This window comes from Pectobacterium carotovorum, assembly GCF_033898505.1.
Lineage (GTDB): Bacteria > Pseudomonadota > Gammaproteobacteria > Enterobacterales > Enterobacteriaceae > Pectobacterium > Pectobacterium carotovorum_J.
Genome location: NZ_JAXAFK010000002.1, coordinates 102,925 through 116,081, shown reverse-complemented (window position 1 = coordinate 116,081; position 13,157 = coordinate 102,925). Strand labels below are relative to the sequence as shown.

Sequence of the window (13,157 nt, the reverse complement as noted above, 5' to 3'; positions counted from 1 at the left end):
TTTCCGGCACGCCATAGCGGCGGTATGTTTGGCGGGAATAGTACCTTATCTGATGAGGTGCTGTCACAGGGAACAATCTCGCAGAGAACCGTGTCGCGGCTCCACGCCGATAATGACTGAGGTGAATCCGGCTTCGGCGAGAAAAGAGGGCTAGCGGTAGTGATAGACGCTCGGATGATCGGCGGTAATCGTTTCGCCATATACGGATATTGACGGTTCGTCTGGCCGCAGCATCGGTTTCCCCTTACGGCCAAGCAGAATGCGTTCAACGGCAGCACCGAAAGCGGCCCCTTCAAACCAGAATGCCTCATGTATAAAGCTCATTCCGTAGCAGACTCCCTCGCTATCCATCAGCAGAGCACCGTGTGAATGATGGGTTTCGCCGATCAGAATCAGCGTCGTATTCAGAATGCCCTGCCACTCCAGCAGCGTTTCATCCTCCTGCATATCCTCGTTGCAGCCAAAAATAATATCGCCGCTAGCGCACTCTTCTCCTGCGCCACACTGCCCAACCGTCAGCCCGCCAAACGCGTGCAGGATAGCAAAAGCCGGATGATTCTCAGGCATAAACGGCGGGACTGATTGTGGTGCGACATTCGGCCAGCCCGCCGCCTGAAACAGTGGAAGCACGGATTCGGGGATTTCAATCGACATCGTGAGTCATCTCGCAGTTGCGGCTAAGGGAAAAGTCAGCGTTGATCTTTCAGTCGCTGGCGAATCGCGCGTATAACACTTGCTCTGATTGTGTCATTGGGTGGAGCCAGATCGCGTTGGCCTGCCAGCAGTTCCAGAGAGGATGAATCGCCAACGCCACGCAGCGCACAGAATATCAGGAGGATATGATGTTCCGACGTTGCCAGCGGTAAAAGCCGCATCAGAAAAGTGCGCACCGCCGTTGCCTGCTCGTCCGTCGCCACAACGCCGCCTTTGAAACTCAAGAGCGAGTTATAGGTGGAGGTAAGGCGCCATGCCGTTTCCAGCGCGTGCTCAGGTGCCTGCATAACGGCAGGAAAGAAAGCTATCAACGCATTCACCGCAGCATGTGATTGAAGCGCTTCAAGCAGGCCGATCACATACGCAGCATTATCGGGTTCAGCAGCCAGCACACCCAGCGCCTCAATCCCATCGTCAGCATAAACGCCCGCAATGTCAGCCCATTTCGCTAACGGCACAACGTGTGTGCCATCGGGCAAATAGGGTGATTGAGACCAGCTACACTCAGCGGATAGCCGATTAAGCTCATCGCGTAACCCCGGCAAGCGTGCTTTCGCCGCAGCAAGAATATGCTCGACTTCAAGCGTGTTACGCCGGGCTTTTGCCCGAAGTGCCGCAATCTTCATCTATTAAGTACCCTATCAACCAGCAGAGCTGGCACCTGGATGTCGCTGCTGTGACCAATGCGGCTATTCATCCTTTCCATAAATACCAATCACGTGACAAGCATGAAACGTAACAATCTGGCCGCACCGCACGCAGTCGCTTCCCGTGGGAGTATTGTCTAAAACACCTTGATAAAACACGTGATGCTTTTTCGTCACTCTGACCCACATCCTTTCCACCGAAAGCTCATCCGCGCCTGCGGTTTTTTCCATACGAAAGATCAGCTTAACAAAATCGTCGGGGACGAGTGACTCACGTACTTCGTTGTCTGGAATCCAGAATGAATCAGGATACTCGCGGTTAAGCGCTTCACCGTCGTCCAGCTCGTAGTGATCGGTTTCATACGTTGGCAGTTTCATTACACCTCATTGATACATCGCGCATCCACCGTCGCTTCAGCATTGATAGCACACATACCGTTTCATTAAGAATTATTCATCATCATTGCAACAACAGATGATAATAATTAGCATATTGATAATAGTTATCATTACCACATGATAATTAATGTTATTCGTCGTTTTGCATTTCCCTTGCAGACGTTAGCTACCAGCACGCCATGTTTCCCCAACGCCGCTGGCCAGAACAACCTTATAGCAGAGCATCATTATGTTAATTAACAAGAATTTAAATAAAATTCTTCTCACCAGCATCTTAACTGGCGTCGCGCTGAACAGCATGGCAGCGGATAGCACCACGGGCAACAACGTACTCAGCGGGAAGAATCAAGACACTTCGGCAGAAAAAACGGGACAGACCGACGATGTGATGGTCGTTAACTCGCCGAAAATTGAGAAAAAAGCGGGGTCGAGTACGACGCTAACCGCCGAAGATATGCAGAAAGAAGGCGGCAATAATTTTGGCACCATCATGCGTTATCAACCGCTGGTGAGCGCAACGGGTGCCAGCGGTGGCAGTAATACAGGGAAAAGCGGCTTCGATCGCGGCGGTTACACGGGCTACAACATTCGCGGCATTGAAAGCAACCGCGTGGCTATCGATACCGATGGCATCGCTCTGCCCAATGCCACAGGCCGCAGCTACGCCAGCCGCGCCGGATTCAATACGTTCGGCATGGGACGCGACTATATCGACCCTTACGTGTACAGCGGCGTCGATATTGAGTCAGGCGTCACCTCCGCCGAAAATACCATCAATGCACTCGGTGGCAGCGTCTCCTTCCGCCCCAAATCTGCCGATGATTATCTGAAAGCAGGCAAGCAGGACTACTTTGGTCTTCAGAGTGACTTTGATTCCGCCAACCATGGTTGGCATAACGGCATCACCGCCGCAGGTGGTGATGCCGAGCTGCGCGGCGTTCTCGTACTCAGCCGCCGCGACGGCCAGCAAACGCGTAATAACAGCGACGAGATCGCCGCTTACCCTGCCAACTGGCACTCTAACGCCATTTTGGCGTCCGGCATTTGGCAGGCCAATGACGAGCATCAGCTCACCGGTACGCTGGATTATTACCATAAAACCAACCATACCCATTATGACTACTGGGGTAATCTGCCAAGCGGCAACAACACCATTTACGGCACGGCACAACAAAGCAGCGAGACACGCCGCTGGACCGCCAGCCTGAAAGATCGCTGGACGCCCGTTAACAATACGCTGGTCGATTTGGTTGATAGCCGCATTTACTTCCAAAACAGCGAATCACACGACAATACCTGGCTGCCAGCAACCACAGGGATGGCGGCAGCAGATAGCCACCGGGTCTATTCCGACTACAATGTCACCACCTATGGATTCGATACCCATATGGTGAAAAGCTGGGATCGTCACGAGTTCAGCTGGGGCCTTAATGCCAGCCAAAGCAAGACAGAGCGCCCGTTCAGGCAATCGCCTAATCAAACGGGTGCCAATAACATCATGCAGCCAGAAGCCGATAGCAACAGCTACACCGTTGGAGGCTTTGTGCAGGATACGGTTACGTGGGATCTGGCGGGGCACGCCTTCTCGGTTGTCCCTGCCGTGCGCGCCGTCCATCAGCGCACCAAACCAACCAATACGGTTCGCCTGAGCGGTGACGGCAGCGTAATCAATGAATCCGATGTCAACAGACTGTACGGTAAAGCCAACAGTGATACGCAAGTCCTGCCTTCACTGAGCTTCCTCTATGACATCACCCCAACGCTGACAACCTATTTGCAGTACCGTCGTGGCGCACAATTCCCGGATGCCAGCCAGCTTTATGGCAGCACCAACCTTGACGCCAACTATGCCGGGCCATTCCAGTATGCCTTTATCGGCAATAGCGACCTCAAAACAGAAACCAGCAACAACGTCGAATGGGGCTTAAAAGGTGAAGCGACGGAGGGAATCACTTTCCGCACCGCGCTGTTCTACAACACGTATAAGAATTTTATCGCCAACACCCGTTACCGTCGTAGCGCTAACCCCGATAAATTTACCAATGTGCCAAGTAACATCAGTACGATATATCAGGCGGAAAACCGCGATAAGGCTTATATCTACGGCGGCGAAGTCAGCAGCAAAATACAGCTAGGCACCTGGTTCCCGGCTGTTGATGGGCTCAGCACCACGCTGGCGTTTGGCTACACCAAAGGCCAATCGCAATCCCGCTACCTTGGCGACCGCTATGTCGATCTCGACAGCGTTGCTCCGATGAAAGCGGTGATAGGTATCGCCTACGACGATCCTTCCCAGCGCTACGGTGCCGCCCTGACCTCCACCTTCCAGAAAGGGAAACAGGCGAAGGATACCAGCCGTGAAAGCTATACCAATGCAGGCAGCGCGATCACAGCCTCGAGTGCCGAATATATGCGGATTCCCGGCTACGGCATGGTTGACCTGACGGCCTACTATCGCGTGACCAAAAACGTGAGAATCAACGGCGGCGTGTATAACCTGACTGACCGTAAATATTGGGATTATCTCAGCAGCCGCCAGATTGAGACCAACGATCGGCAGGGGCAGTATGACCGCGCACTCTCCGTGCAGCCTGGCCGTTCCTTCCAACTGGGCGTGAACGTGGACTTCTAATCCGCATCACTCACGCTGTCATTGAACAGGCGGTGCCTCATTCAGGCATCGCCACCACTCAGGCAAGAATGCACACCGCGGCTTTCTTGCCTTTTTATTTTTCTCTACACGCTCTTCCCGCCGCACCCCGTTTAATTACGCCAATATCGTTATTTCTCAGTATTAAAGAATGAATATATCGATAAGAATGTCTGACTTAACTCATGCTATAACGTGATCGCGATCTCAATTAATATTCAGTCAGCGCCATGTTTTAATTTTGTCCTATTCAGCGGACAGCATTTAGTATTGTCCCTCTCGGCTATCGCGACTAGATTCATTACTACAGCACGCTATTTAAATAAACCGACAGAGAAAATAAAACAGGAAATTATTTAGAAAAAATTATCAATTCGATAAGCATCAGAAAATCTAAAGACAAATGAGGGTAATATGATGCAGCCACTCACCTCACGCCAGAACCGTTTATTGAAATATCTGTTACAACACCAGGGATATGTAACGGTTAAAGATATTGCACATTACCTCGATGTGTCTGAAAAAACCGTCTATCGTGATATGCAATTTGTTGAGGCCTTCCTTTCTGTCTGGAATATTTATCCAGACAAAAAGGTCGGTGCGGGAATCATGTTAACCACCGATGACGACCGACACCTCGCGTTGCTGGAACAGCAAATTGTCGTGGACGACGGGGATACCGATGCGCTGATCAACAATGCCCGCCGCGTCAAAATCGCCTCGCAGCTGTTAAGCGATACGCCTCATGAAACGTCCATCAGCAAGCTGTCAGAGCGCTATTTTATCAGCAGCGCCTCTATCGTTAACGACCTGAAAATCATCGAAAGCTGGCTACATCCGCTGGGGCTGTCGCTGGTGCGCAGCCAGAGCGGTACGCACATCGAAGGCAGTGAGAATCAGGTACGCCAGGCGATGGCCTCGCTCATTAATGACGTGATGCACCATAAAGAACCCGGCCCGCTTAGCCATTCTCGTCTCGATCCCGGTAGCTATAAAGCGCTGATTAACTATTTCGGTGAAGAAGACGTGTCCTTCGTCGAAGCGCTGTTACAGAGCATGGAGCGGCAGCTTTCTTATCCGCTCGGCGAGCCTTATTACATCAACATTTTCACACATACCTTAATTATGATGCACCGTATTGCGCAGGGAAAAGCGTTAATGATGGCGGAAGAATCCGTTCATCAGCAGGTTGATAATCGTATCTTCTCCATCGCTCAAAATATGGTGAGCCAAATAGAACAGCGGGTCGAGAGCACGCTGCCCTCTGATGAGGTCTGGTTCATTTATCAATATATTATTTCTTCGGGCATTGTGATGGAGGAGCGGGAAAATAACCAACTGCTGCGTTATCAATTCTCTAACGGTGAGTCACGAAGAATCACGCGCGCATTGACGCAGATATTTTCTGCGTTAATCAATATCGACCTGTCCACAGATAAATTATTGCATGAAGGGCTGCTGATTCATATCAAGCCATTGCTTAACCGCTTAAAATACCAAATACACATTCGCAACCCGTTATTAGACGATATCAAAAGCGAATTTATCGATATTTATGAAATGACTCAGCAGGCAATGAGTGAAGTATGCCAGCAGTTTCAATTAAAACCGGTCGCTGAGGATGAAATCGGCTATCTGACCATTCATTTTCAAGCCGCGCTGGAACGCCAAATTGCCCATAAACGTATATTGGTGGTGTGCTCCAGCGGTGTGGGAACCTCGCATCTGCTAAAAAACCGTATTCTGCGCGCGTTTCCCGACTGGATTATTGTTGGCGTGGTCTCAGCCAGCAATATGCAGATATTTTGTCAGCAGGAAGAGATTGAGCTGATTATTTCCACGATTCACCTGGAAGAACAACACATTCCTGTCGTCTATGTTTCCGCCTTTTTTAATGACGATGACATTAAGCGTGTTACCGAAAAAGTTATCGCTAATCAACTGCATCAGGCCGTCCCCCATTGATTATTGGCCGAACGTTACTTTTAACATTTATAGATGAGGTGTGATAAATGGATATCAATAAAATACTGAATGCTAATCGCGTAAAGCTAACTATGTCCGCAACCAATAAAGATGAAGCCATTAATGAATTAACTGATTTGCTGTATGCCGATGGCGCTATTACCAATAAACAGGATTTTATTCATGACGTCTGGCTACGTGAAGCAGAAGGATCGACCGGTTTTGAAAACCATATTGCGATCCCCCACGGAAAATCCTCCGCCGTAAAACAGACCACGCTCGCGATTGGCCGTACCCGTCAGGATATTCCCTGGGAGACGCTGGACGGTAGCCAGGTTCGCTGCATTATTCTTTTTGCCGTGCGTCTGGAAGATCAGAACACGACACATATTCGCCTGCTGTCTCAGGTTGCCAGTGCACTGGCCGACGATGAGGTGATTGCTCAACTGTTGGACGAATCCGATCCCCATAAAATTATTCGGCTGTTTAGTCAGTATGCAGAAACAGCTCCCGTCACTCCGACATAAGACGAGGCTCAAAATGAATATTGTTTGTGTTGCCGCCTGCACGGCAGGCATTGCGCATACCTATATCGCACGCGAGAAACTCATTAAAGGTGCTAACGCCTTAAATTACGCCATCAAAGTAGAAACTCAGGGCACCATTGGTACTGAAAATGAATTAACGCCCGATGAGATAGCCGCAGCCGATGTCGTTATTCTGGCCATCGATATCAAAATAAAAGGCGAAGAGCGATTTAAAGGTAAACCGATCGTTCGGGTAAAAACGGAGGTTGTTATTAAATCTCCGATTAAATTTCTGGAAAAAGTCGCTAGTTCTTTAGCGGGTGCCTGAATATCTCCATTTCGGGGTAATTATTATGAACACCAGAAAAATCACCGTTGGACAGGAAATAAAGCGGCATCTTCTTACCGGTATTTCCTGGATGATCCCGCTCATTGTCGCCGCCGGGATCTGTATTGCACTCGGTCAGGTTATCGGCGGCCCGGATGTCGGTAAGCAAACCGGCAGCATTGCGTGGATGCTCAACCAGATCGGCGGCTGGGGCATGGGGCTGATTGTTCCGCTCATCAGCGCCGCCATCGCTTACTCTATTGCTGACCGCCCCGGCTTCGCTCCCGGTCTGATCGTAGGCTTTATCTGTGGTCAGATTCAAACCGGATTCATCGGCGGTATTCTCGGCGGCTTCTTAGTCGGCTACACCGTGCTGCTGCTGCGTCGCTACATCAAACTGCCCACGTCGATGCAGGGGCTGATGCCCGTCATGATCCTGCCGCTGCTCAGCACCATTATCGCAGGGCTGCTGATGATGACGTTTATCGGTCAGCCTATTGTCTGGCTGCAAAAAGCGCTGATTCATCTGCTGGAATCCATGCAGGGCGGTTCGAAATTCCTGATGGGGGCGATTTTGGGGGCGATGGCGACCTTCGATTTCGGCGGGCCGGTGAACAAGACGATGTCGCTCTTCGCAGATGGCATGCTGGTCGATGGTATCTACGGGCCGGAAGCCGTCAAATTTGTCGGCTCAATGATTCCGCCTTTCGGTATCACGCTTTCCTTCCTGCTGACCCGCTACAAATACACCCGTGCAGAAAAAGAGGCGCTGAAAGCCGCCTTCCCGATGGGGATCTGCATGATTACCGAAGGGGTGATCCCGATTGCCGCACGTGACCTGTTCAGAGTCGTCGCTAGCTGCGTCGTCGCCTCCGCCATTGCGGGCGGGCTCATCATGGTCTGGGGCGTGGAGGCACCCGTGCCACACGGCGGCATGTTTGTCGTCCCGCTGTTTACCAAGCCGCTGATGTTCTGTCTGGCGCTCGGTATCGGCACGGTCATCTGCGGCGTGATGCTGTCGCTGATTAAAAAGCGCGTCACGCAGGCAGATGAAGAGTTCGACGACGTTGACGACGGTAGCGTGCGTGACGAAGACATTAAATTCACCCTTGAGTAACAGGAGCCGCTATGTATGCCGCAATGAAAGCCCTCATTGATGACGCGTATCAACGACAGTATGCCGTGCTCGCCATCAACTGCTTCAATCTGGAGACTGCCCGTGCGGCCATTGCCGCCGCCGAGCAACAGCGTGCGCCGCTGATTCTTAATGTGTATCAGGGTCACTGCGCGCACTTTCCGCCGCATCTCGCGGTGCCGCTGGTCAAGGCGCTGGCCGAGCAGGCCGCCGTTCCGGTGGCGCTCAGTCTGGATCACGGTACGGCATTCAGCCTGATTGGGCAGGCGTTCCGTGCCGGTTTTACCGGGCTGATGATCGATGCCTCCAGTCATCCACTGGCGGAAAACATCCTGCGCACGCAGCAGGTGGTGACCATCGCCGCGACGGCGGGCGTCTGTGTGGAAGGCGAGCTTGGTCATATCGCCGACGCGCCCGTCTACGACCAAGAGGATGCCGCGGTGAAAATGACGCAGGTGGAAGACGTCGTTCCCTTTATTCACCAAACCGGTATCGACCTGCTTGCCGTGTCGGTCGGCACCGCCCACGGCATTTATCCGCCAGGGGTGACGCCACGGATTGATTTTGAACGTCTTGAAGCCCTGCACCGAGAATCGACCGTGCCGCTAGCGCTGCACGGCGGCAGCGGCACCAAGGTCGACGACATTCGCCGTGTCAGCCGCCACGGCGTCGCCAAAATCAACGTCGGTGCGGCCGTTTTTGAGGCAGGAAAAACGGCATTGCAGCAGATGCTGCATCAGCACCCAACGGCGGAGCTGTCCGACTTACTGGCAGCAACGGAGTCCGCCTGCCGCGACGTAGTCGCCGATTATCTCGGTTGGTCAGGTTCAGCCAACAAAGCCTGACCGTTCGCCTTTACCCGCTTTCGCCATCAGTGGTTTTCCACTGGTATAGGAACGCTTTGCCCTTTATCCGACACAGGAGAGACATAACATGTTGATCTCAATGACTAACATCCTGAAACCCACGCGTGAACACCGTTTCGCTATCGGCGCATTTAACGTGGCCGATAGCTGCTTTATCCGCGCCGTAGTGGAAGAAGCCGAAGCGACGAATACCCCGGCCATTATCTCTATCCACCCGAGCGAGCTGGAATTCGTTACCGATGAGTTCTTCGCCTATGTGCGAGAAAGAACGCTGCGCAGCCCCGTACCGTTTGTCATCCACCTCGATCATGGCGCGTCGATCGCACACGTTCTGCGCGCTATTCAGTGCGGGTTTACCTCCGTGATGATCGACGGCTCGCTGCTGCCTTATGAAGAGAATGTGGCGCTCACCACCGAAGTGGTGAAGCTGGCGCATGCCGTTGGCGTTTCCGTGGAGGGGGAATTAGGTACGATTGGTGATACTGGCACCACGATAGAAGGTGGCGTGAGCAAAGTGATCTACACCGACCCCGAGCAGGCGGAAGATTTCGTCAACCGGACCGGCGTTGATACGTTAGCCGTCGCCATCGGCACCGCGCACGGCATCTATCCCAAAGACCTGAAGCCAGAGCTGCAAATGCATATCCTGCGGGATATCTCACAACGGGTGTCGATCCCACTCGTCCTGCACGGCGGTTCAGCCAACCCGGACGCCGAAATTGCCGAAGCGGTGACGCTGGGCGTGGGCAAAATCAATATCTCCAGCGACATGAAATTCGCCTATTTCCAGAAAGCGCGGGAAATCCTCAGTCGTGAAACCTGGTGGGATCCTAATGCCATCTACCCGGAACCCATCAACGCGGCAAAAGAGGTGATTCGCTATAAAATGGCGCTCTTCGGCTCAACGGGAAAAGCCCATTTATATCGATAGAGACGCCGCACGCTCTGAACAAGGCAAGGGAGGATTCTCTTGCCTTTTCCCCATTAGATTCTTTCAATCGCGCCCCATCCTGCTTCTGATTGTTGATATTCAATCAACAGTGTTATGCGCTAGCGCACATTTTTCTACACGGTTCTCTCCTCTAGACTACGCCCAACCTCTTCGTTGATAACCGATTCGAGAACAGACCTATGCAAAACATTTTGCTGATTGATGCAGGCAAATCATTCGCTCACTCCAAAGGCGAGCTGAACCATACCCTTACCGAGGTCGCCGCCAGTTTCCTGCGCGACAAAGGTCACGACGTCCGCATGACGGTCGTAGACAACGGCTATGATATTGAACAGGAAATTCAGAACTACCTGTGGGCGGATACCATCATTTACCAGATGCCGGGATGGTGGATGGATACGCCGTGGATCCTGAAGAAATACATCGATGAGGTGTTCACCGCCGGCCACGGCTCGCTTTACGCCAGCGATGGCCGCAGCCGCTCGGATGCCAGCAAGAAATACGGTTCTGGTGGGTTGCTACAAGGTCGTAAATACATGCTGTCTCTGACGTGGAATGCGCCGCTGGAGGCCTTCGACGACCCTGAACAGTTCTTCCACGGTGTCGGCGTGGACGGCGTGTATCTGCCATTCCATAAAGCGAACCAGTTCATCGGGCTATCCCCCTTGCCGACCTTCATCTGCAACGATGTGATAAAGGCACCGGACGTCCCTGCTTATCTTGCAAACTACCGTCAGCATCTGGACAAACACTTTGCCTAATCGACGTTCTACGCGCCTATCCACCGCTGTGGGCCACGTCTCACAGCGGATTTTCCGTCAGCTTCTCACTCATGAAATCCAGAAAACAGGTAATGCGCGCCGCTAATTGGCTATTGCGGTAATACACCGCGTAAACCGGTAGGCTGGCGTCCACCGTCTCTTCGGTGAGAATCGGCACCAGCCGCCCCGCCGCTAAATCATCCCGAATCAGGAAGTTAGACATACGAACAATCCCTTCGCCCCGTAGCGCCAGCTGACGCAATATCTCACCGTTTGATGCCAGCAGCGCAGGCGTGATGGGATAGAAATCCTGAAGTCCGTGCTGTAATGGCCAGTGGTTCAGCGACTCCACCTGAGTAAACCCCAGGCAAATATGATCGGCCAAGGACTCAACCGTCTTGGGGGTACCATGCTGCTGGAGATACTCAGGGCTGGCGACAATACGCAGCTTGCTTGCACCGAGCGGTCGGGCATGAATGGTGGAATCTTTTAGCGTGCCAATGCGAATCGCGATATCAGTATGCTGTTCAAGTAAATCAATAACGAAATCATCGGTATTGAGTTCAAGAACGATCTTGGGATAACGGCGGCGAAATTCCGGTACCAGAGGCACAATCACATGCTGAATAAACGCCGAGGCCGAGTTGACCCGTAGCCGTCCACTCGGTTGCTCGTGGCGCAGCACCACCTGCTCTTCGGCATGTTCCACCGCGTGAATCACACCGCGGGCGTGCTCAAGAAACATCATGCCTTCTTCGGAAAGGGAGAGGCGTCGCGTGGTACGGTGCAGCAAGGTCGTGCCCAGCTTGTCCTCCAGACGCCGCAGCGCCCGGCTGATGCCCGACGTGGTTTGCCCCAGCTGTTCCGCTGCCGCCGTGATCGAGCCGGTGTCGATCACCACCACAAAAGCCTGAAGTTCCTCAAGCGTGACTTTCATACGCGCGTACACCTGCCGTCGATTCGGTATTTACCAAGCGTTATCGTGTACTCGCATCATACCGCAGTCACCTGTAAATGGCTGCCACGTCAAACACCGCTCTGCCGAAGCGACTTATTCGCCCCGGCAGGGATGAAAGCGCCGAAAAATGTTTTCGGCAATGACATATCAACGCTTTTACGCCTGCTTTTTGGCCTGCGTCTGCGGGGTATTCTGCGCCATGACACCGACCAGTCTATGTGGCTGGTAGCATTCTTCCAGATAGTAAATTTCATCGTCGCTAAGCGTTAAACTCACCGCTTTCACCGCGCCGTCGATATGCTGTTTCTTCGTTGCTCCGACCACGGGGGCGGTAACCTTGGTGAGCAGCCACGCCAGTGAAATTTCGGTCATTGAGACGTGGCGTCGGGCGGCCAGTTCAGCCACGCGGTCGATGATGATTCGATCCTGCTCCGCCGTTGTATCGTATTTCCCTTTGGCGTAGGCATCCTCCTTTAAACGCAGGGACTCTACTCCCTCCAAACGCGACAGGCGCCCGCTTGCCAACGCGCTGTAAGGCGTCAGCGCGATATTGTCTTCAGCGCATAAACCGAATAGCTCGCGCTCATCTTCGCGCATAATCAAGTTGTAATGGCTTTGCACTGAGACGAATGGCGTCAGGTTTTCGCGTTCCGCTATCGCATTAGCCTTTGCCAGTTGCCACGCGTGGCAGTTGGAAATGCCAATGGCGCGCACTTTGCCCGCTTTCACCGCACGATGCAGCGCATCGAGCACATCCAGGATCGGCGTGTTGTAATCCCAGATATGACAGATGTAGAGATCGACATAATCCATACCAAGATTTTGCAGGCTTTTGTCGAGCGACTGCGCAATAGCTTGCTGACCGCTGATCCCGTCTGAGATCTGTTGTCCGGTGCGCGGCAGGAATTTGGTGGCAACCACCACATCATCGCGTTTCGCCAGATCGCGCAGGGCCTTGCCGACATAGCGTTCACTGGAACCGAGTTGATAGGCGATGGCGGTGTCATAAAAGTTGATGCCATTTTCCAGGCCATAACGGATGATATCGCGGCTCTCCGCTTCTCCGAGCGTCCAGCTGTGTTGCCCTGTGGATGCGTCACCGAACCCCATACAGCCCATACATATGCGGGAAACGGTGAGGTCGCTGTTGCCGAGTGTGGTGTATTGCATGGTTTCTCCCTGTGTTGAATACGCTGATTGAGGCAGCGCTTCTCCGTTGCTGGGTGATCAGGTTACTGGCGGAATCAGGATAAAG

General features: G+C 52.8%; 13 protein-coding genes. 8 read left to right on the top strand and 5 right to left on the bottom strand.

Features of this window, described 5'->3' with window-relative positions:
- Positions 1 to 150: 150 nt before the first annotated feature.
- From R9X49_RS12560 to R9X49_RS12550, 3 genes are all read right to left on the bottom strand, one after another.
- On the bottom strand, positions 151 to 654 hold the full coding sequence (locus tag R9X49_RS12560) for an SUKH-3 domain-containing protein (protein ID WP_319848727.1): 504 nt from the start codon (positions 652 to 654) through the stop codon (positions 151 to 153).
- 35 nt (positions 655 to 689) lie between these two features.
- Entirely contained in the window at positions 690 to 1,340 is a 651-nt protein-coding gene (locus tag R9X49_RS12555) for a hypothetical protein (RefSeq protein WP_319848725.1), read from the bottom strand.
- A 63-nt stretch (positions 1,341 to 1,403) separates the two neighbouring features.
- Complete coding sequence (locus R9X49_RS12550) at positions 1,404 to 1,739, bottom strand: DUF2314 domain-containing protein (RefSeq protein ID WP_319848724.1); 336 nt, start codon at positions 1,737 to 1,739, stop codon at positions 1,404 to 1,406.
- A gap of 250 nt (positions 1,740 to 1,989) precedes the next feature.
- Between R9X49_RS12550 and R9X49_RS12545 the strand changes: the two genes are divergently transcribed.
- The 8 genes from R9X49_RS12545 to R9X49_RS12510 all read left to right on the top strand — a co-directional run bounded on the left by R9X49_RS12545 (position 1,990) and on the right by R9X49_RS12510 (position 10,944).
- Entirely contained in the window at positions 1,990 to 4,392 is a 2,403-nt protein-coding gene (locus R9X49_RS12545; RefSeq protein ID WP_319848722.1) for a TonB-dependent receptor domain-containing protein, read from the top strand.
- 432 nt (positions 4,393 to 4,824) lie between these two features.
- The gene (locus tag R9X49_RS12540; protein ID WP_319848721.1) at positions 4,825 to 6,375 is read left to right on the top strand and encodes a transcription antiterminator; all 1,551 of its coding nucleotides are present in this window, start codon (positions 4,825 to 4,827) and stop codon (positions 6,373 to 6,375) included.
- Positions 6,376 to 6,422: 47 nt separating this feature from the next.
- A complete protein-coding gene (locus R9X49_RS12535; RefSeq protein ID WP_039282757.1) occupies positions 6,423 to 6,902 on the top strand; it encodes a PTS sugar transporter subunit IIA in 480 nt (159 codons plus the stop codon).
- A 13-nt stretch (positions 6,903 to 6,915) separates the two neighbouring features.
- A complete protein-coding gene (locus R9X49_RS12530) occupies positions 6,916 to 7,230 on the top strand; it encodes a PTS fructose transporter subunit IIB (protein WP_319848720.1) in 315 nt (104 codons plus the stop codon).
- A gap of 25 nt (positions 7,231 to 7,255) precedes the next feature.
- Positions 7,256 to 8,347 carry a PTS fructose transporter subunit IIC gene (locus R9X49_RS12525; RefSeq protein WP_319848719.1) on the top strand — a complete coding sequence of 364 codons (1,092 nt, stop codon included), beginning with the start codon at positions 7,256 to 7,258 and terminating at the stop codon, positions 8,345 to 8,347.
- Between the two features lie 11 nt (positions 8,348 to 8,358).
- Positions 8,359 to 9,210: a class II fructose-bisphosphate aldolase gene (locus tag R9X49_RS12520; protein WP_319848718.1), complete on the top strand. Its 852-nt coding sequence runs from the start codon at positions 8,359 to 8,361 to the stop codon at positions 9,208 to 9,210.
- Between the two features lie 88 nt (positions 9,211 to 9,298).
- Entirely contained in the window at positions 9,299 to 10,162 is an 864-nt protein-coding gene (locus R9X49_RS12515; RefSeq protein WP_319848717.1) for a ketose-bisphosphate aldolase, read from the top strand.
- A 200-nt stretch (positions 10,163 to 10,362) separates the two neighbouring features.
- Entirely contained in the window at positions 10,363 to 10,944 is a 582-nt protein-coding gene (locus R9X49_RS12510; protein WP_319848716.1) for an NAD(P)H-dependent oxidoreductase, read from the top strand.
- Positions 10,945 to 10,984: 40 nt separating this feature from the next.
- Here the strand turns inward: R9X49_RS12510 and R9X49_RS12505 are convergent, their stop codons facing one another.
- Together R9X49_RS12505 and R9X49_RS12500 are read right to left on the bottom strand one after the other, a co-directional pair.
- Positions 10,985 to 11,881, bottom strand: coding sequence for a LysR family transcriptional regulator (locus R9X49_RS12505; protein WP_319848715.1), 897 nt, complete (start codon positions 11,879 to 11,881; stop codon positions 10,985 to 10,987).
- Between the two features lie 177 nt (positions 11,882 to 12,058).
- A complete protein-coding gene (locus R9X49_RS12500) occupies positions 12,059 to 13,072 on the bottom strand; it encodes an aldo/keto reductase (protein WP_319848714.1) in 1,014 nt (337 codons plus the stop codon).
- Between the last annotated feature and the right edge of the window lie 85 nt (positions 13,073 to 13,157).